Here is a 19,865-nt window from a genome sequence, read left to right on the forward strand (position 1 = left end):
CTGCGCCGTGATCGGCGAACTCCTGGGGCTGGCTGCCCAGCGGGACAATTTCTAACCGAGCCTATGTCATAGGTTAATGCATTGCTGCCTGGCTCACCTATGGCTGTCCTAAAAAACTGGTGCTTGGATCATTCCGGGATCTTCAACCACCCTCGACGCTGGCAAAACGCCCCAGGCACGGGACCATGCCGCACGGCGGCGCCTTCTGCCGCCGCGCATATGTCCCCATGCCAATCGGAACTTTTGGCGCGGATAATAGTTCGATCACCAACATCAGCCAGGTAGTCAATTTGTTCCCCACCTCATCCTCGGATGTACTCATTCGCAAGCTTCAGACCATCTCGGATCTTCGAGAGGCCGACATCGGCGTTCTGAAAGGCATTCCGATCCAGGAGAAGGAATATTCGGCCAACCACGATCTGGTGCGTGAGGGCGACCGTCCTGTTTACTCGTTTGTCGTTCTTGATGGCTTGGTCGGTTCCACCAAACATACGGGCGAAGGAAAGCGACAAATCACATCATTCTTCGTCGCCGGCGACATTCCTGATCTGCATGGGCTGCATCTGTCGGTCATGGATTGTAACTTCTCGACCCTTACGCCGGCGCGAATAGGTTTCATGCGGCATGACACCCTGCGTGCCGTTTGCGACCAGCACCCTCGCATCGCCACCGCTTTTTGGCGGTCGACGTTGATAGATGCCGCGATTTACAGGGAGTGGGTCATCAATGTGGGAAGACGCGAGGCATACACCCGCATGGCTCACATCCTGTGCGAACTGATTTTTCGCTTGCGCTCCATGGGGCGCATTGAGGATCACGTGGCGGATATCCCCATTACACAGGCGGCCCTTGGCGATGCACTGGGTTTGTCCACGGTCCACGTCAACCGGATGCTCCAGGAACTACGACGCAGAGGCCTCATTGCCACCTCGGGATCAAAAGTTCACGCACTGGACTGGGCCGGCCTCACTCACGCAGGAGATTTCGACACGACCTACCTGCACCAAAGGAACCCCGCAGATTAGCAGTGACGGAAGCTCTCCGATGGCACGATTTTTCTTCGACAGCGGCGATGGCGATCTCATCTTCGAAGACGAAATAGGTGTCGAATGCGCTGGCCTCGAAGAGGTCCGCCGCGCGGGATTCGAGGGCCTTGTCGACCTCACGAGAGAGTCACTGAAGAGCGTCGACGGGCAGCAATTGTTTATCGAAGTGCGCGATGAAAATGGCGCCAAGATTTTGCGGCTGAGCCTCTCGCTTCGGGTAAAATCGAACGTATAAATTTGCACTCTACGCGCAGCGTTAGGCGAGCGGACTGGGACTGCAAACATCCACTGGCATGTCGTGTCTCAAAACCAGGGCCACTTTTGAGCGACATGCATTAACCCATAGATTGTGCCTCGATTTGTGTACAGGACGGGGAACCATCAAAGAGCCGCCGAGTTCGTCCAACGGACAAGCTCGGAATCTAACATGGAAGAAATCGGCAAGGCACAACAAAAGGTCATAGCCCGCCTCATACGGGAGTGGATTTCATCGGACGCCAATCGTCGCCAGCTTCGCCAGTTGCTGGATTTGCCGACAGATGCGGACATGCCCAGCGAGCATCGGTCATTGCTTGACGAACTCGACCGAAAGCTCAACCAATGAGCGCCCCTGCTTTCGGGAGGGCTTCCGAGTGGATGCGAGCCGGTGGCGAGGGAAAGGAGCTGAGGTCGACATCTGGTTGAGACCGCCGACATTTGACTCAAGCAGACGCGAACGCTTTACGCCGGACGGCGCCGATTGGCCGAAGAAAGAATGTTCGGTGGTTTCGTGGAGCCGCGGTCCGATTTCTAGAGGTGAGTTTCTGCACCTTGCTGCGCGTTTAAAAGTTGAGAAACGGCAGTTATGATCTGCGGCAGAAAAAAGGGCTTGGTGATCATTATGCTGTTGGGCACACCTTCCGCTCCCCAGTGTACCGCGCTGTCGCCACTGATATAGACAACCGGGATGGTCGAGTTGGACCTTCGCAAGTGCCGAGCGACCTCCCACCCCGACTGTCCTGCTCCCAGACGGATGTCCGTGAGCACGGCCTTGAACTTGGTCGGATCGGGGTCGAAAGCCGCCAGCGCCTCGGCGGCACTCCGAGTGCCGACGACCTGGAAGCCGGCCTCCTCCAAAGCTGACTCGAGGTCGAGCAGGATCATTGTCTCATCTTCGACGATCAGAACAGCACCTTCGCTCATCCGGAATCTTCCCAAGCCGCCACCGCTAATACGATTTCGGCGTCAACTTGGTTCCATCTGACGCGCAGCAGCCTGTTGGTTATCGAAGTTCTACGCTGCTTCGATTGCGCGGCGGACTTGTGACGTCGGGAACCCACCCTGGAGAACGCCGACGCCGGCTTAGCTGCTTGGACAGCCCTGGACAATGAGGCTGATTACAGGCTGCAGCCGACGCTGAACCGTTGCCGGCGAGGTCGCTTTGATCAAGCGTTCTCCTGATCTTCAGAAGCTTGCTGGATTTGCGTCATCACCTTTTGGGGATCGACATTCTCGGCGAGTTCCGGCAGCTCTTTGTCGGCCGGGGTCGAGATATTCAGACGCGCCGTCAAGGCAGCCACCATCTCGATCAGCCGCGTGGTTTCATGTTCGTTCAGAAGGCTGATCTGCAAATCCAGTTCGGCTCGCCGCTCGCTGTGTGCGGCCATTCTGTTCTGATTGATCAGCACAAAGGTAGACAGGAAGATTGCCTCAACCGAGGCGACCATGGCCAGGATCACGAAAGTCGGGTCCCAGGCTGGGACGGCTGGTATCGCGCCAAGGTTCGCCAGGACCCAGACGACAAGAATTGCAAGGTGCAGATAGACGAAAGTCATGCTTCCCGCGAAGCGCGAAACAGCGCCGGCGACCCACGCTTGAACGCCTTGGTGCTCCTCTTGCTGTCGCCTGTGCTCCACCAGGGCCTGTATGTTCTGGTGGAGCACCGACTGCATGTCGGCTGGACGTTGGTCGCTCATTTGAAAGCCCCGTTTGGAGATCATTCCGTGCAAGCGGCGTCGCTTATCGCCGGTGGCTCCCGCGAGGCCGGATCTGCCTTGAACTCGTCGGCACGCGACTTGGGTCGCTGCCGACGGCCCGCTTGGAACAAGGCGTGCCGGCCTGCAATAGTGTGCACCATGCCAACCACCGCTTGCGGGGCGCTCTGATGAACCATATGGCCGGCCCCCGGAACCACCTCAAGGAGAGACCCACCGACTTCCGCGTGCAAGCGTCGTGCATCGCGTTGCGCGTCGAACAAACGATCCCCGGATCCCGCCATGATGCCGGTGGGCACGGCAATGTCCCTATAGTTGGCTTTTCCCAAGAGGGACGCGGCCAGCATCGATGCTGTGTCCAGAGAAACCGCCCGCAGTTGGGAAGGGCGGCTGGCGACATCTTTGGCCAGTGCGGCGAAGTCGCTGGCGACGACGGCGGGTTTAAAGATCTTCTCCATTGCCCAATGCCAGGCAAGCCTTACAAGCGGGGGCAGCAAGGTGTGACGAAACGCGGTGCCGATCACAGGCAATGCAGGGAGTGCGGCCAGTGCAAGATCCAGCCGCGGTGGCGGATAGTAGTAACCCGAGACCAGCACGATGCCGGCGACCGATGGAGAATGCCTTCGCGCCAACTCGAGGGCGATCCAAGCTCCCCAGGAATGTCCAAGCACGAGGTATTTCTCTATACCCAGCCCGCAGGCGGCGGCATGTATAAGGTCGGCTTGGTCGCGAGCGGACCAACGCCGGCCGCGCGGCCGTGAGCTTCGCCCAAAACCGGGACGATCAAATGCAATCACCCGGTAGGTCTTTGCCGCCTCATCGAAGATGCCGCTCGACTTGAAATCCTCCGCCATGGATCCATTGCCATGCAGGAGAAGCAGCGGCATGCCGGTTCCGGCTTCGATAAAATGCAGGCGCAGACCATCGATCTCCATCACACGTCCGCACGCCCGGCCGGCAATCGCACGTTTGGCGCGGATGGCGTTGTATGCCGCCAGCACCGCCAACGAGGCCGCGAGCAACCCGGTCGCGAGTTTCGGTCCATCTCTGTCGAACGCCATGCCCGTGCCTGTTGGAAACTATCTGCCGACCCCAACTCTCGGGGCGAAAGCTTGTTCCGCCAGACAAGACAACGCTGTACAACCGGCTCAAGCGGCTAAAGTAGGCCTTCTCCATGGAGTTGGGACCGTTAAGCCTGGGCAGCGCTGCTGCCTCCCATTTTCCAATCACCCTGCCAACGTGCGCGCACGGCAATCATCAGCATGGCCGCTTCCGTCATCCCGGTCTGGAAAAGTCTGACCAGCTCTCTCGCGATGGATTCTGCCGCGGTAGTGTCCGACGAAATCTCAAATTCCTGACACACAGCGCGTCGAAGACCGACCGAAGCGTTTTCAGGTCGTCTGGATAGAGAGCGTCCGTATTCGTAAGAATGGGTCGGTCAAGCATCAAACGTGAAGTGCGGTTCGGGCACCCAGCCAGAGGGAGCTCGTCAAGTGCCCGCTGGTTTCCCCTTTATCCGCCACCGCGCGCCAAGCTGTCATTAACCTATGACCGGTGCGGCGTGTTCGGCTGACCGGCCCGCCAAAGAAACTGCCGTCCTGCGGGGAACTCTTGGCCGCAGACTGCATTTAAGTCCGGGCAAAACGGGGGCGAAATGGGGGCCACTTCAAGCAATCCGCGATCTGAACTGCAGCGCTTCGAGCTTTTGGCAGCGCTGGGCGACCGTATTCGCGAGATTACGGATCCCGCAGAACTGGCCTACGCAGCCGCGGAACTGCTGGGGAACCATTTTGGCATCAGCCGAGCCGGATACGGCACGATCGATCTAGAGAAAGAAACGATCACCATTGACAGGGACTGGAACGCGCCAGGCATCAAAAGCCTGGCTGGGACGCTGAATTTCAGGAATTACGGCTCGTATATCGAGGATTTGAAGCGAGGCGAAACCGTTGTCTTTGAAAACGCTGAGACAGATCCGCGAACCAGCAGCCATGCGGAGGCACTCAAAGCCATCAGCGCCCAATCCGTCATCAACATGCCCGTTACCGAGCATGGCGGGCTGGTGGCGCTGTTATACCTGAACCACTCCGCGCCCAGACGCTGGGCGACGGAGGAAGTAGCCCTCATTTCGGCAGTCGCGGACCGGACGCGTACGGCGATAGAACGCCTTCGCGCCGAACTGGCCCTGCGTGAGAACGCCGAACGCCTTGCTTTTCTCGACCGCCTCGGCAGGGAGATAGCCCTCGCGGCCGACGCCGATGCTGTCATGCAGATCACCACTCGGCTCCTCGGCGAACATCTTGGCGTCTCGATTTGCGCCTATGCCGACATGGAGCAGGACCAAGACCATTTCACCATCCGCGGCGATTGGAGCGCACCTGGCTCGCCCAGCATCAGGGGATATTACAGTCTTGCCGATTTCGGTCGCCTGGCTGTCACCAACCTCAGCGCCAACAAGCCGCTTATCATCAACAACAACCTTGAGGAAATTGCTCCCGAGGAAGCGAAGACCTTTCAGGATATCGGGATAACGGCAACCATCTGTATGCCTTTGGTCAAACAAGGCCGACTGACTGCCCTGATGGCCATCCACGACAAGCAGCGCCGCGTCTGGTCGCAACGCGAACTGTCCTTGCTGACCGAGGTGACGGAGCGGTCCTGGGCTCACATCGAGCGCGTTCGCTCGGAACAGGCGGCACGGGCCAGCGAGGAGAGGCTGAGGCTTGCCACCGACGCGGCCGCTATTGGCACCTGGGATTACGATCCCATCAGCGGAGTGCTGCGTTGGGACGACCGGTGCAAAGCCCTTTTTGGTTTGCCGCCGGACGCGGAGGTGACATATGAAAGCGCCTTCCTGGCGGGCCTCCACCCGGAAGATCGCGCACGGGCCGACGAGGCCGTACGCCAGTCGCTCGCGCCGGGCACCCCCTCCCGCTACGACATCGAATACCGGACGATCGGCCTTCGGGATGGCAAGGAGCGCTGGATTGCCGCAACGGGGGAAGCGCTTTTCCAGTCCGGCCGTGCGATCCGCTTCATCGGCACCGTGGTTGATGTCACCGCGCGAAAGCGGGTGGAGCATCAGCTTCAGTTGATGAACGCTACTGCGGCAGCCGTGGCGGCCGAGCTTGACGTGGAGCGAATTGTCCAGACGGTAACCGATGCCGGCGTCGTGCTGTCGGGCGCACAATTTGGAGCTTTCTTCTACAATGTGATCGACGACAAGGGCGACAGCTATGTGCTCTACGCCCTTTCGGGGGCACCTCGTTCTGCTTTCGAAAACTTTCCCATGCCGCGCAACACCTCGGTGTTCGAGCCCACTTTCCGCGGCACAAGCGTGGTGCGTTCCGACGATATCCTCACCGATCCGCGTTACGGAAAGAACTGGCCCCGCAAGGGAATGCCGGAGGGCCATCTGCCGGTGCGTTCCTATCTCGCCGTGCCGGTCGTCTCGCGTTCGGGCGAGGTCCTGGGCGGCCTCTTCCTTGGTCATTCAGAGACCGGCGTGTTCGCCGAACAGCAAGAAGCGGCCTTGCTGGGGCTTGCCGGCCATGCCGCGACGGCCATCGACAACTCCCGGCTGTTCAAGGCGCTGCAGACACTCAACGGCACGCTCGAACAACGTGTCAAAGATGAAGTTGCGGAACGCGCCAGAGCAGAAGAGCACCTGCGCCAAGCCCAGAAGATGGAAGCTGTCGGACAGCTCACCGGTGGCATCGCGCACGACTTCAACAATATGCTGGCCGTCATCATCGGCGGCCTGAACCTTGTGCAGCGCAAGCTCAGAAACGGCGATACCAACGTCCACCAATTCGTAACCGGCGCGATCGATGGAGCACAACGTGCCGCAGAACTTACCAGGCGACTGCTCGCCTTTTCCCGCCAGCAACCACTGGCGCCGAAGCGGCTGAATCCAAATCGCCTCGTCTCCGGTATGAGCGAATTGCTGAACCGGACGCTTGGCGAGACCATTCAGATCGAGACCGTGCTCGCTGCGGGCCTATGGCATGTCGAGGCCGACGCAGGGCAATTGGAAAGCGCGCTGCTCAACCTTTGCGTCAACGCAAGGGATGCCATGCCTGCTGGCGGCAAGCTGACGATCGAGACATCAAACGCCCACGTCGACGATCGCTATGCCAGGGAGAACGCGATCCCCTCCGGCCAGTATGTGATGATAGCGGTCACCGATACAGGAACGGGCATGACTGCTGATGTTGTCGCAAGAGCCTTCGATCCGTTCTTCACCACCAAGGGGGTCGGCAAAGGCACCGGGCTGGGACTCAGCCAAGTCTATGGGTTTGTTCGCCAGTCCGGCGGCAGTGTGAAGATCTATTCCGAGCGAGGCGTCGGAACCACGTTGAAGATTTATTTGCCGCGCTCGCACCACGGCGTGCTCGACAGCCAAATCGAGGTCGTGGCGGGCGAGCACCCCGGCTGTGCAGACGAGATCATCATGGTTGTCGAGGATGAAGATCGCGTCCGGCTGACGGCGGCGGAAGCGCTGCGGGAACTGGGCTACTCCGTGCTGGAAATGCAAGGCCCACGCGACGCGCTGGCGGCCATCGAAAGCGGGCAAGTGCCGTCGCTTTTGTTCACCGACGTGGTGATGCCGGAGATGTCGGGCCGGGAGCTGGTGGATCAGGTCAAGACAATGCACCCGTCGTTAAAAGTGCTCTACACCACCGGCTACACACGAAATGCGATTGTCCACAACGGCACGCTCGATTTCGGAACCGAACTTTTGACCAAGCCCTACACGATCGACGAATTGGCAGAGAAAGTCCGGAAGGTGCTGGATCGAAAGTGAACGGGCAACAGCCCGCGACGCTCGCCCCGTGACCGAACACGCCGTTTGCCGCGTGGGTGTGCAGCGAAAAGGGCCGGACACCGACATCATATTGACATGGCCCGGCTTCACTTTTCCGAGCCAGTATCCCTCCAGATTTTGTCGACCTCTTGCCCATCCGCGGCCTTGCTCATTGCCGTGATGGCGCAGCACGATCGAAATCTCGTTGCCGCCGGTCGCCAGTCGGAGAATCCCAGCGAGAAATAAATGCCGCCTCTGGCTCCCTGCGATGCTCAACACTGAAGTTACCGTAAAAATGCTCGCTGGCCGATGGCCGGATGGAACAATCAACTTGCCGGGATGTTCGGATGATCTAACCGGAGAGATGTCCATGTTCATGCACAACAAGCGCCTGCAATACACCGTTCGCGTCTCGGAGCCGAATCCTCGCCTGGCCTGCATGATCATGGAACAGTTCGGCGGCGCCGATGGCGAGCTTGCAGCGGCCATGCGCTATTTCACGCAAGGGCTTGGCGAGGACGATCTTGGCCGTCGTGACATGTTGCTCGATATTGCGACCGAAGAACTCAGCCATCTCGAAGTGGTGGGATCAATCGTCACCATGCTCAACAAGGGGCTTAAGGCACAGCTGGCCGAGGGCCAAATGAAGGAAGCGGACCTTTACCTGATGATCGGCGCCAGCGGCACAACAGCCAAGGAATCAATTCTGTTCGGCGGCGCTCCCGCGCTGTGCGACTCAGCCGGCGTTCCCTGGACCGCGGCCTATGTCGATTCGCGCGGTGAACCTACGGTGGATTTGCGATCGAATATCGCCGCCGAAGCTCGCGCCAAGATCGTTTACGAACGCCTCATCAACATCACCGACGACCCGGGAATCAAGGACGCGCTCGGCTTCCTGATGACCCGCGAGATCGCGCACCAGAAGTCGTTTGAGAAAGCACTCTACGCGATCGAAAACAATTTCCCTTCCGGCAAGCTCCCAGGCGTAGAGAAGTACGCCAGCATGTATGTCAACACCTCTCAAGGCGACGGCGATGTCGCTGGCCCATGGAATTCCGGCGAAGAGTGGGATCGGATCGATGACCTTGAAGAGGTGATGCCCGTCGACGGCGGAGACGGCCTGGCAACTGTCAAGCTGGGGGCCAAAGACATGAAGGTGGTGGCCAGGATGGCCGACCGTACGCTTTCCGATCCGGCTTCCGATCCGACGACAGGCGCTGATCTAGGAGCGGGCCCGGGAGCTGGCCGTACCAAGAACGCCGATTTCGGCGGCGCGGCAAGCATTCAGGAGGCCCCGGCCGTGGCAGAGGCTGCCGTCAAACGCGCACGTAGGCGTTAGCACAGAGCCGACATCATTGCGGGCATCTATGTTCCGCGATGCGGCCGGAAGCTAACACCGACGAAGGCAGGGCATCCGACCAGCAACGGACTGGCCGGAGCGCTCGCATCGACATCTGTGCTGAATGTGGGTGAAGCAACCATGGCCACCGCCGCACCACGATCAGATTCGGAGCGTGCGGGCCAGCCGGATAAGGTCCGTCCCGACGGTTGCGAGAACCGGTGCATCGTGACAATCGGAGCATCGGCCGGCGGCGTCGACGCGCTGAAGAGACTTGTCCGCGATCTTTCGCCGGACATCCCGGCGGCTCTCCTCGTCGTACAGCACGTTGGTCCCACGAGTTACCTCGGCGACATTCTCGGTCGCGCTGCCAACATGCCCGTTGCAAATGCCTCCAACGGCATGAAGGTTAAAAACGGGCACATCTTCGTTGCACCGCCCGGAGCTCACCTTCTGTTACATGACGATCATATGCTGCTGCGGCGCGGGCCGCGCGAGAACCTGGCGCGCCCCGCCATCGACCCCCTGTTTCGATCGGCGGCCTGCAGCTTTGGCGGCAGCGTGATCGGCGTCGTGCTCACAGGCAGCCTCTCCGACGGCACCGCCGGCCTGCACGCAATCAAGATGTGCGGAGGCGTCAGCGTAGTCCAGGACCCCGGCGACGCCGCAGTACCCGATATGCCGCTGAGCGCCTTGCAGAATGTGGAAATCGACCATTGCGTCCCTCTGTCCGAAATGGCTGGCCTGTTGCACAGGCTTGCTTCCGAAATCGCAGGGCCGACACCAGAAATCCCGTCCGGCATCCGCCTTGAGGCAGCGATTGCAGCTCAGGAGCACAGCACAATGGAATTGACCGAAGGCCAGCTTGGCGCCCCCTCGACATTTGTCTGCCCCGAATGTCATGGCCCCCTATGGGAGATCGAAGACGGGCCGATTACCCGTTACCGCTGCCACACCGGACATGCGTTCGGAGCGGACGTTTTAATGCAGGCCCAGGCTGACGATGCGGAACAGGCTCTTTGGAGCCTTTTAAGAGCGCACCAGCAGCGGGCTGAGTTGGCGAAACGTACGGCAAAACGCGAAGCCGCGCGGGAAAGACACAGCCTGGCCAGCCAAATGGCTGCGCGGGCCGCGGAGTACGAAGCCGACGCGAAACTTATTGAAGAGATCATCCATCGTCGAACGCCGTGACAAGGCAACAGCGTTTGTCAGGGCGGGTGCGTCTGCGCCATCCCGATCGCATTTTCCTGGATCAGCCGCGTTGCCTCACCGCTTGGCCTGTGGCCACGGGTATCCAGGTCCCATGCTTTGATTGAACACCTGCACCCAAATCCAACTGCACGAATTTTATGCAAAGCAGGAACATAGAAGCATTACGCGAGTTAGGCACTGACCCATTGGACGTATCCTCGCATTCTGCGGTCTGCCTGGGTGGTCCTTTTTTTGTAAACGAATGCCAGGACAATGTATCGCTCGCAGCTTTTCGTACCTCTTTTTGGCCTGCTGTTGCTGATGGGTGGCCTGTTCCACGGGCATGATGCCATGGCGCAGGAGCCCTGTCCGGCCGATCACGACAAGCTGCTTGCAGCCCTCAAAGCCAACGTGAAGGCAAGCGGCGGACCAGCCAATGGCGGCTTTGAAACCAACGAATGGGCAGCCATCGTTGCCCGTGACGGCACTGTCTGCGCGATTGCGTTCAGCGGCCCCACCCCCGACTCGCAATGGCCGGGAAGTCGGCTCATAGCAGCGGAGAAAGCCAACACGGCCAACGGTCTCAGCCTGGCTCAGATGGCCCTCTCTACGGCCAATCTCTATGCGGGGGTGCAGCCGGGCGGGCCGCTATTTGGCCTGCAGGAGACCAATCCCGTCAACCAGGCCGCGGCCTATACGGGCGATCCCAAAACGTTCGGAAGCGCCGGCGACCCGCTCGTCGGCAAGCCCATCGGAGGCGTCGTGGTGTTTGGCGGCGGGCTTGCCCTCTACGACGGCAAGAGCATTGTCGGCGGCCTCGGCGTTTCAGGCGATTCCTCATGCGCCGATCACAATGTCGCCTGGCGTATCCGCGCGGCGCTCGGCTTCGACAAGGTCCCGGCAGGCGTCAATCCAAATCGCAAGGATGCCATTGTCTACGATCTGGACCCCGGCGGCAAAAGCGCTTCGGGCTGGGGCCATCCGCTTTGTGCCGGAACGGAGGCCGACATCGCCGCCGAACTCGGCGCCGGCGTGGGAGGCTCGATCAATAAATGAAAGCTATGCCGCAGTTGGCATTAACGCGCGTTGACGTAGAACGACGTACCCGCAAATTGGCAGCCGGGAATTCCTTTGGCGCTATCCTTCTGGTGACGCTGCTCGCCTGCCTGCTGCTTCTGGGCGCTGCGTCCGAGCCTCCTAAAACACCAGCGATCGTACCGCCAGGCGCAGCTTCGCCACCCGATGACGGCCAATGGACGATGCCGGCCAAGAACTACGCGTCGACGCGCTTCAGCGAACTCTCCGAGATCAATGAAGGCAACGTCAAGAACCTGCAGGTCGCGTTCACGTTCTCGACAGGCGTGAACAAGGGCCAGGAAGCAGCGCCGCTGGTCGTCGGCAACACCATGTATATCGTGACGCCCTTTCCCAACTTCGTCTATGCGCTCGATCTCTCCAAGCCCGGCGCCCCGATGAAGTGGAAGTACGAACCCAATCCGGAGCCGGCAGCACAGGGGGTGGCCTGCTGCGACGTCGTCAACCGAGGAGTGGCATTCGCCGACGGGCGCATTTTTTTCAATACGCTGGACGGCCACACGATTGCCCTTGATGCGAACACGGGCAAGCCGATCTGGAACACTCATGTCGGCAACATCAACATCGGCGAGACCATCACCATGGCGCCGCTTGTGGTGAAGGGCAAAGTGCTGGTCGGCAATTCCGGCGGCGAGATGGGCGTTCGCGGCTGGGTAAAGGCGCTCGACGCCGGCGACGGTCATGTCGTCTGGATCGCCTATAGCACCGGGCCGGACAAGGACGTGCTGATCGGACCGGACTTCAAGCCGCACTACGACATGGACAAAGGCAAGGATCTTGGCGTCACGACATGGCCGCCGGAAGCCTGGAAGATCGGCGGCGGCAACATGTGGGGCTGGATTTCCTATGATCCCGATCTGAACCTGATCTTCCACGGCACCGGCAATCCCGGACCATGGAATCCGGATTTGCGGCCGGGCGACAACAAGTGGACGTCTGGCATTTTCGCGCGCGATCCAGACACCGGCGCGGCGAAATGGTTCTATCAGTGGAGCCCGCACGACCTCCACGACTATGACGGCATCAACGAGCAGATCCTGCTCGACATGACCTGGCAGGGCAAGCCGCGCAAGGTGCTGATCCGGCCGGAGCGCAACGGCTATCTCTACATCCTCGACCGGACAACCGGCGAGGTGCTGTCGGCAAAACCCTTTGGTCCCGTAAACTCCAGCAAAGGTGTGGACCTGAAAACCGGTCGGCTGATCGTAAATCCGGACAAGAAGACCGGCACCGGCAAGGTCGTTCGCGATATCTGTCCGACGGCGTCTGGCCTCAAGGACTGGCAGCCTTCCGCGTTCTCGCCGAAGACCGGCCTGCTCTACATCCCGCACAACAATCTGTGCATGGATGAAGAAGGCGTCGAGGTGAACTACATCGCCGGCACGCCCTATGTGGGCATGAACGTCCGCATGATACCAGGGCCTGGCGGTAATCGCGGCGCCTTCACCGCCTGGGACATCGCCGGGGAGAAACCGGCCTGGAGCCTCAAGGAGAATTTCCCGGTGTGGAGCGGCGCGGTAGTGACCGCCGGCGACGTTGTCTTCTATGGCACGATGGAAGGCTGGTTCAAGGCGGTTAGCGCCAAGACCGGAGACCTGCTTTGGCAGTTCAAGACCTCGTCCGGGATCATCGGCCAGCCCATCACCTATCGCGGTCCCGACGGGCACCAATATGTCGCCATCCTCTCAGGCGTCGGCGGCTGGGCCGGCGCCATTGTATCGGGCGATCTTGACCCGCGTGACGCCACCGCCGCGCTCGGTTTCGTCAATGCCATGAAGGATCTGAAGAACGCGACAACCTCGGGAGGCACGCTTTATGTGTTCCGGCTGCCTTGATGAATTGTACTTGACCGTAGGTCCGGCGCGAAAGGGGTGTCAACGACTGGCGATCGGCATGGCCGCCATCGCCTTCGTGTTCTTGACGGCCACAGCCGACGCACGTGAGTTGAGGGTCTGCGCCGATCCGAACAACATGCCGTTCTCCAACGCGGCCGGTCAGGGCTTCGAGAACAGGATCGCCGAAATCGTTGCGTCCGATCTCGGCGCCAAGCTGACCTATACCTGGTGGGCGCAGCGTCGCGGCTTCATCCGCAACACGCTGAAGGCGCGCCTGTGCGATCTCGTGCCGGGCACGCCGAGCAACCTCGAAATGCTGCGCACCACCACGCCCTACTACCGATCGTCCTATGTCTTCGTCACGCGCAGGGACGGCCCCGACGTAACATCGTTCAATGATCCGCGGCTGCGCGACATGCGGATCGGTGTTCAGCTCATCGGTGACGATGGCGCCAATTCGCCTCCGGTCCAGGCGCTTGGCCGCCGCGGTATCGTCGGGCACCTCGTTGGCTATCCCGTGTATGGCGATTATTCCGCCCCCAACCCGCCGGCGCGCATCGTCGAAGCGGTGGCGAGTGGCGAGATCGACCTTGCCGTGGTCTGGGGCCCCCTCGCCGGCTACTTCGCCGCAAGGCAGAAGGTGCCGCTCCGCATCACGCCGGTTGCGCCCCGCATCGACGGACCGCAACTGCCGATGATCTACGACATCTCGATGGGCGTCCGCCGCGAAGACGATGCGCTGCGCGGCGATGTCAATGGCGCCCTGTCCAGGCACAAGGGCGAGATAGATGCCTTGCTGTCACAGTATGGCGTGCCCCGCCTCGATCCCTCGGGGAGCCCGGTGCGATGAGAGCCGCGGTGGCCATGCTCCTGTTTCCAGTCCTGGCGCTCGCTGCCTGCCAGCGCGAGGAACGTGACACGCGCCCGCAATCGGCGCTCGGATCGGGCGAGCAGCCGACGCCTGTGACCACGCTGGAGCCCGGCGGACAGCGGCCCCCCGCCAGCGACAACAAGGCGGCGAGCTTCGAGGCCAACGCCTTCCACATGAGCGAAGGGAAACGGCTTTTCGGCTGGTTCAACTGTTCGGGATGCCACGCCAATGGCGGCGGCGGCATGGGGCCGGCCCTGATGGACCAAAAGTGGCTCTATGGCAGCTCGATCGAAAGCATCCATGCCACGATCCGCGACGGTCGGCCAAACGGCATGCCGAGCTTCCGCGACAAGATTCCCGACGACCAGATCTGGGAGCTCGCGGCTTTCGTGCGCTCGCTGAGCGGCAACGCGCCGTCTTCCGCCGCACCGCAACGCAATGACGACATGATGGCGCATCCTTCGGAAAACCGCATGCCCGACGCGGCCACGCTGGGGAAGTCGCCGTGAAACGTCTCGTCTCGATGGCGTTCGCCACCGCCGGGGCTCTGTTGCTCCAGGGATGCGCGGGCTGGCAATCCGCCCTCGACCCGAAAGGTCCCGCGGCGAGCGAACTGGCATGGCTGATCTGGTTCTTCACTGCGCTCTGCGCCGTGGTGTGGGTGCTGGTGATGATCGCCCTCGTCGTGCCCTTGATGATGCGGTCGCGCGCGCAGGCGGAGCCGCTCGCGATCGAGGCCGGCGCCGACGACCGGAAGCTGCGCGCGGTGATGACCGCCGTCGGATTGACCGCCATTGTCCTGATCGGACTGACCTTGCTGAGCTTCTTCGCCAACAGGACGCTCGCCGCGATCGGCTCGGATGCCGCACTGACCATTCGGGTCACCGGCCATCAATGGTGGTGGGAGGTGCGCTATGAGGATGCCACGCCAAGCCGCATCCTGACCACGGCGAACGAGATCCATATCCCCGCCGGGGAGCCGGTGCGGCTTCTTCTGACCTCGACCGACGTCATCCATTCCTTCTGGATCCCGAGCCTTTCGGGCAAGCTCGACCTCATTCCCGGCCACATGAATGTGCTCGACCTCAAGGCAGACAAGCCTGGTGTTTACCGAGGTCAATGCGCCGAGTTCTGCGGGGCGCAGCACGCAAACATGGGCACCTTCATCATCGCCGAGCCGCGTGCGAAGTTCGACGCCTGGTGGAACGACCAGTTGCAGCCGGCCGCTACTCCGACAGGGGACGAGGCCAAGGCCGGCCAGGATCTGTTTCTGAAGCGCCCTTGCGTGATGTGTCACAGAATAGGCGGCACGCCTGCCGGAGGTACGGTCGCCCCCGACCTCACCCATATAGCCAGCCGGCAGACCCTTGCCGCCGGGACATTGACGATGACCCGCGGCAATCTCGCCGCCTGGATAGCCGACCCGCAGGGCATCAAGCCCGGATCCCACATGCCGGTGGTGGAGCTCAGCGGCGACGAACTCAACGCCATGGTCGCCTACCTCGAGGCGCTTAAATGAGCAGCGCGGACCTCACAAGCGAACGCGACCTGCCGCCGGAGCGTGAAACCTCTACCACGGGCGACGTCGCACCCGAGCATGACGGACCGCGCGACACCGGCATGGACGATGCCAGCCTGGATCGCTGGCTGGCGCGGACATGGCGAACGCCCCCCGGCATCATCGGCGCGCTGTCGAGCGTCGACCACAAGGTCGTCGCACGGCGCTATCTGATCACCGCCTTCGTGTTTCTGTGCCTGGGCGGGCTCAACGCCGTCGCCATGCGCATCCAGCTCTCAGGGCCGCAGCGCGGTCTGATCGGCCCGGACCTCTACAACCAGCTGTTCACGATGCATGGTGTGACCATGATGTTCCTGTTCGCCGTGCCCATCGTGCAGGCGACAGGCATCTATCTCGTCCCGCTGATGGTCGGCAGCCGCAACATCGCCTTTCCCCGCCTGAACGCGTTCAGCTACTGGATCTATGTTTCGGGCGGCATATTCGCCTGGGTGTCTTTCGCGCTCAACATGGCGCCCGACGTCGGCTGGTTTGCTTATGTGCCGCTGTCAGGCCCCGAATTCGCGCCAGGCAAGCGGGCCGACGTCTGGGCCCAGATGATCACTTATACAGAAGTATCCTCACTGGCCGTCGCGGTGGCAACCATCGTCACCGTGTTCAAGCAGCGAGCCCCCGGCATGTCGCTGGACAGGATTCCGCTCTACGTCTGGGCAATGCTGGTTACCTCCTTCGTCGTCGTCTTCGCCATGCCCGCGGTGATGATCACCTCGACCTTCCTGATCCTCGACCGGCTGGTTGGCACACATATCTTCAACCCGGCCGAGGGCGGCGACGCACTGCTCTTCCAGCATCTGTTCTGGTTCTTTGGCCATCCCGAGGTCTACATCATCTTCCTGCCGGCGACGGGCATGGTCTCCGCGATCATCCCGGTCTTCGCCCGGCGTCCCGTGTTCGGGCATCTCGGGCTGGTCCTGTCGCTGATCGCCGTCGGCTTCCTTTCGTTCGGCCTCTGGGTCCATCACATGTTCGCGACGGGACTACCCAAGCTCGGCGCCAGCTTCTTCACCGCGTCGAGCATGCTGATCGCCATCCCCAATGGCGTTCAGATCTTCTGCTGGCTGGCGACCTTGTGGGACGGCAGGCCGGTGATCCGCACGCCGCTGCTGTTCGTGTTCGGCTTCTTTTTCATCTTCGTCATCGGCGGCCTCACCGGCGTCATGCTCGCTTCGGTGCCGCTGGACCTCCAGGTGCACGACACCTATTTCGTCGTCGCCCATTTCCATTACGTGCTGATCGGCGGTTCGGTCTTCCCGCTGCTGGGCGCGGCCTACTTCTGGTTCCCCAAGATCAGCGGCCGCATGATGAGCGAGCGTCTCGGGCGCTGGCATTTCTGGCTGGCTTTCATCGGCTTCAACGCGGCTTTTTTCCCAATGCATCTCGTCGGGCTCTGGGGCATGCCACGCAGGGTCTACACCTATCCGGCCGAGCTTGGCTGGGGCAACATCAACCTGTTCATCAGCGCCGGCGCGGTGCTCTTTTTCCTCAGCTTCGTACTGTTCACTTTCAATCTTGTACACGGCACGTTGAAGGGCGCGCTGGCCGGAAACAATCCCTGGGATGCCGGTACGCTCGAATGGGCGACGTCTTCGCCGCCGCCAAGCTATAATTTCGCGCGGATACCGATTGTCACACACGTCGAGCCGCTCTGGGCCGAACGGGAGGCGCTGCCTGTGGCGACCGGACTCCGCGTCGATGTCCGTGAGCTGTTGATCTCAACCGTGGCGGAAGCCCACCCCGACATTCGCGAGAAATCGGCGACACCGTCGATCTGGCCGCTGCTGGCAGCAATCGCTGTCGGCGGTACGTTTGTCTATTCGATCTTCACGCCCTGGGCGATCGTCTGGGGCGCCGCGCCCATCGCCATCACCTTGATCGGCTGGTTCTGGCCCAAGGACGACCCGGAGGATGAGGGATGAGTGAGCGTCCCAGCTTGGATCTTTCGGACCTCCCAACCTTTGGACATGGTCCGCGCAGCCCGACCTGGTGGGGAACGCTCGGCTTCATGGCGCTGGAAGGCATGGGCTTTGCGTTGGCCGCCGGCGCTTATCTCTATCTCGCCACTTTGTGGCCCAACTGGCGTCTAAGCGCCCCGCACCCCAACCATTGGCCCGGAACGATCGTCACCATCCTGTTCATCATCAGCGTGGTGCCGAATCACATCCTCCACGGCCATGCCAAGCAATGCGCGATCGTGCCGGTGCGGATCGGGCTGGTGGTGATGTCGCTGCTCGGTCTGGCCCCGCTTGTCGTGCGCTGGTTCGAATTCCCGGCGCTGAACATCTACTGGGACACGAACGCCTATGGTTCGATGCTCTGGGTGCTGCTCGGGCTGCATACCACACACCTGATCACCGATGTCGGCGACACCATCGTTTTGACGGTGCTGATGTTCACACGCCATGGCTATAGCGGCCGGCGCTTCGGCGATGTCGGCGACAATGTCTTCTATTGGGATTTCGTGGTGCTGACCTGGATCCCGATCTATCTGCTCATCTACTGGATGCCGAGGCTAGGCTGATGCGTGCGTTGAAAATGGGAACGTCCTGGGGTGGTCTTCTGTCGGGGCCGATGGCTTGGGCAATCTCGACGCAGCTGAACTACGCACTCGTACCATGGCAGTGCAACCGCCAGGTGCCGGTGGTGCTTCCCGTGGCACTGGTGCTCGCCGTGCTTTCGCTGCTCGGCGGTGCCTTGTCATGGCGGGCGAAGCGGCAGGGCGGCGCCGCCTTCAAGCCTGAGCGCACGCGCAGCACCGAGCAGTTCGTCGCCGATCTCGGCATGCTTGCGGCATTGCTGTTTGCCCTCGTCATCATCATGCAAGGCAGCGCAGCTCTCATTCTCGACGAGTGCCTGCGATGAGCTTCGACGCGTTCTTCTCGACCTCGATCTGCTACGGCACCGGCGCGCCCGAGGCCGGATGGACGCTCGCATTTCCCATCACGTTTCCGCTGGCCGCCATTGCCTTCCTTTATGCCATCGGAGCGACTCGGTTGTGGCGCCGCAGCAGCCGAGGCCGTCCCGAGCGGATGCGGCAGGCGTTGTTGTTCGCCGCCGGTTGGGGCGTGCTGACGGCAGCACTGGTCAGCCCCATCCATGCGCTCGGCGAGCGGGTGTTTGCCGCCCATATGATCGAGCATGAACTGCTGATGGCGGTCGCGGCGCCCCTCCTTGTCGCCGCTTGCCCAGGGGCGGTCCTGCTCTGGTCCTTGCCGGCCTCACTTCGCCGCGGAACGGGCAAGCTCACGCGCGCAAAGACGCTGCAATCGGTTTGGGCCCTGGTGATCCGCCCCCTCAACGCGACGATCATTCACGGCGTCGCCATCTGGATCTGGCACATTCCGGCGTTGTTCCAGGCAGCGCTCCAGCAGGGCTTTCTTCATTATGCCCAGCATGCGAGCTTCCTCGGCACAGCCTTGCTGTTCTGGTGGGCGCTCCTACCGCGCCCCGGTCGACAGCAGACCTCTGGCAACTCCGTCATGCATCTTTTCTTCACCTCGCTTCATACCGGCCTGCTCGGTGTCCTGCTGCTGATGTCGCCCAAACTCTGGTATCCGGAGAATGGCGCCGGCGCGGCATTGTGGGGAATGACCGCGATCGAGGACCAGCAGCTCGCCGGATTGGTAATGTGGGTTCCGGCCGGCTTGATCTATGGCGGCGCCGCCCTGCTGCTCGCCGGCCTCTGGATAAGCAGCAGCGCAACCAGGGAGGCAACACATGCGCTCAGACCTGGGTAGGCTGATCGGGGGCGCCCTTGCCGCAATCCTGCTGCTGACCGCGGCTGTCGCAGCGGCGACTTTGTGGTCCGACCGGCGCGACCGTGTCCGGCACGAGTCGGATGCGGCGACCGGGGGCGTAGGCGCTCGCGCCATTCCAATCATGACGGCGAATGGCTGCTCCGGCTGCCATACGATACCCGGCGTGCCGGGTGCGCAAGGCCAGGTCGGACCCCGCCTGGACGGTGGCCTTGCCGACAGGGTCTTTATCGGTGGACTGCTGGCAAACAATCCGGAGAACATGATCCGCTGGATACGCTCGGCGAGAGAAGTCAATCCGCACACGGCCATGCCGTCTACGAGGATCACCGAACAACAGGCGCGGGACATCGCCGCTTATCTCTATGCGTTGAGGTAAT

The 19,865-nt window shown here is 61.5% G+C and carries 19 protein-coding genes; 16 read left to right on the forward strand and 3 right to left on the reverse strand.

Features of this window, described 5'->3' with window-relative positions; all coding sequences use genetic code 11:
- Positions 1-185: 185 nt before the first annotated feature.
- The 3 genes from NKJ80_RS16665 (at position 186) to NKJ80_RS16675 (ending at position 1,650) form a co-directional block, all read left to right on the forward strand.
- A complete protein-coding gene (locus tag NKJ80_RS16665; protein ID WP_352497965.1) occupies positions 186-1,025 on the forward strand; it encodes a Crp/Fnr family transcriptional regulator in 840 nt (279 codons plus the stop codon).
- Between the two features lie 19 nt (positions 1,026-1,044).
- The gene (locus NKJ80_RS16670; protein ID WP_023668023.1) at positions 1,045-1,281 is read left to right on the forward strand and encodes a DUF6894 family protein; all 237 of its coding nucleotides are present in this window, start codon (positions 1,045-1,047) and stop codon (positions 1,279-1,281) included.
- Between the two features lie 192 nt (positions 1,282-1,473).
- On the forward strand, positions 1,474-1,650 hold the full coding sequence (locus tag NKJ80_RS16675) for a hypothetical protein (protein WP_023687819.1): 177 nt from the start codon (positions 1,474-1,476) through the stop codon (positions 1,648-1,650).
- Between the two features lie 185 nt (positions 1,651-1,835).
- Here NKJ80_RS16675 and NKJ80_RS16680 read toward each other — a convergent pair whose 3' ends face one another.
- From NKJ80_RS16680 to NKJ80_RS16690, 3 genes are all read right to left on the reverse strand, one after another.
- A complete protein-coding gene (locus NKJ80_RS16680) occupies positions 1,836-2,228 on the reverse strand; it encodes a response regulator (RefSeq protein WP_023687818.1) in 393 nt (130 codons plus the stop codon).
- Positions 2,229-2,470: 242 nt separating this feature from the next.
- On the reverse strand, positions 2,471-3,001 hold the full coding sequence (locus NKJ80_RS16685) for a DUF1003 domain-containing protein (protein WP_023668020.1): 531 nt from the start codon (positions 2,999-3,001) through the stop codon (positions 2,471-2,473).
- Positions 3,002-3,021: 20 nt separating this feature from the next.
- On the reverse strand, positions 3,022-4,080 hold the full coding sequence (locus NKJ80_RS16690) for an alpha/beta fold hydrolase (protein ID WP_352497966.1): 1,059 nt from the start codon (positions 4,078-4,080) through the stop codon (positions 3,022-3,024).
- Positions 4,081-4,673: 593 nt separating this feature from the next.
- Between NKJ80_RS16690 and NKJ80_RS16695 the strand changes: the two genes are divergently transcribed.
- From NKJ80_RS16695 to NKJ80_RS16755, 13 genes are all read left to right on the forward strand, one after another.
- On the forward strand, positions 4,674-7,826 hold the full coding sequence (locus NKJ80_RS16695; RefSeq protein ID WP_352497967.1) for a GAF domain-containing protein: 3,153 nt from the start codon (positions 4,674-4,676) through the stop codon (positions 7,824-7,826).
- Between the two features lie 370 nt (positions 7,827-8,196).
- Positions 8,197-9,165, forward strand: a complete 969-nt coding sequence (locus NKJ80_RS16700) for a manganese catalase family protein (RefSeq protein ID WP_023681124.1) — start codon at positions 8,197-8,199, stop codon at positions 9,163-9,165.
- Between the two features lie 141 nt (positions 9,166-9,306).
- Positions 9,307-10,356 carry a chemotaxis protein CheB gene (locus NKJ80_RS16705; protein WP_023681123.1) on the forward strand — a complete coding sequence of 350 codons (1,050 nt, stop codon included), beginning with the start codon at positions 9,307-9,309 and terminating at the stop codon, positions 10,354-10,356.
- A 273-nt stretch (positions 10,357-10,629) separates the two neighbouring features.
- The gene (locus tag NKJ80_RS16710) at positions 10,630-11,412 is read left to right on the forward strand and encodes a heme-binding protein (RefSeq protein ID WP_023826387.1); all 783 of its coding nucleotides are present in this window, start codon (positions 10,630-10,632) and stop codon (positions 11,410-11,412) included.
- Positions 11,409-13,286, forward strand: coding sequence for a methanol/ethanol family PQQ-dependent dehydrogenase (locus tag NKJ80_RS16715; protein ID WP_352497968.1), 1,878 nt, complete (start codon positions 11,409-11,411; stop codon positions 13,284-13,286). Before NKJ80_RS16710 ends, NKJ80_RS16715 begins: the two co-directional genes overlap by 4 nt.
- Positions 13,267-14,136 (forward strand): substrate-binding domain-containing protein, encoded by an 870-nt coding sequence (locus NKJ80_RS16720; protein ID WP_502896525.1) that lies wholly within the window; start codon positions 13,267-13,269, stop codon positions 14,134-14,136. Before NKJ80_RS16715 ends, NKJ80_RS16720 begins: the two co-directional genes overlap by 20 nt.
- Positions 14,133-14,666, forward strand: a complete 534-nt coding sequence (locus NKJ80_RS16725; RefSeq protein ID WP_023681119.1) for a c-type cytochrome — start codon at positions 14,133-14,135, stop codon at positions 14,664-14,666. Before NKJ80_RS16720 ends, NKJ80_RS16725 begins: the two co-directional genes overlap by 4 nt.
- A complete protein-coding gene (gene coxB, locus NKJ80_RS16730; RefSeq protein WP_352497970.1) occupies positions 14,663-15,676 on the forward strand; it encodes a cytochrome c oxidase subunit II in 1,014 nt (337 codons plus the stop codon). Before NKJ80_RS16725 ends, coxB begins: the two co-directional genes overlap by 4 nt.
- On the forward strand, positions 15,673-17,649 hold the full coding sequence (ctaD, locus tag NKJ80_RS16735; protein ID WP_352497971.1) for a cytochrome c oxidase subunit I: 1,977 nt from the start codon (positions 15,673-15,675) through the stop codon (positions 17,647-17,649). Before coxB ends, ctaD begins: the two co-directional genes overlap by 4 nt.
- Positions 17,646-18,251, forward strand: a complete 606-nt coding sequence (locus tag NKJ80_RS16740; RefSeq protein WP_023681116.1) for a cytochrome c oxidase subunit 3 — start codon at positions 17,646-17,648, stop codon at positions 18,249-18,251. Before ctaD ends, NKJ80_RS16740 begins: the two co-directional genes overlap by 4 nt.
- The gene (locus NKJ80_RS16745) at positions 18,251-18,592 is read left to right on the forward strand and encodes a hypothetical protein (RefSeq protein WP_023681115.1); all 342 of its coding nucleotides are present in this window, start codon (positions 18,251-18,253) and stop codon (positions 18,590-18,592) included. Before NKJ80_RS16740 ends, NKJ80_RS16745 begins: the two co-directional genes overlap by 1 nt.
- Positions 18,589-19,467, forward strand: coding sequence for a cytochrome c oxidase assembly protein (locus NKJ80_RS16750; protein ID WP_352497972.1), 879 nt, complete (start codon positions 18,589-18,591; stop codon positions 19,465-19,467). The genes NKJ80_RS16745 and NKJ80_RS16750 overlap by 4 nt, the downstream gene beginning before the upstream one ends.
- Positions 19,448-19,864, forward strand: coding sequence for a c-type cytochrome (locus tag NKJ80_RS16755; RefSeq protein ID WP_023712217.1), 417 nt, complete (start codon positions 19,448-19,450; stop codon positions 19,862-19,864). The genes NKJ80_RS16750 and NKJ80_RS16755 overlap by 20 nt, the downstream gene beginning before the upstream one ends.
- Position 19,865: the final 1 nt, after the last annotated feature.

The sequence above is a fragment of the Mesorhizobium sp. M0030 genome (assembly GCF_040323695.1).
GTDB lineage: Bacteria > Pseudomonadota > Alphaproteobacteria > Rhizobiales > Rhizobiaceae > Mesorhizobium.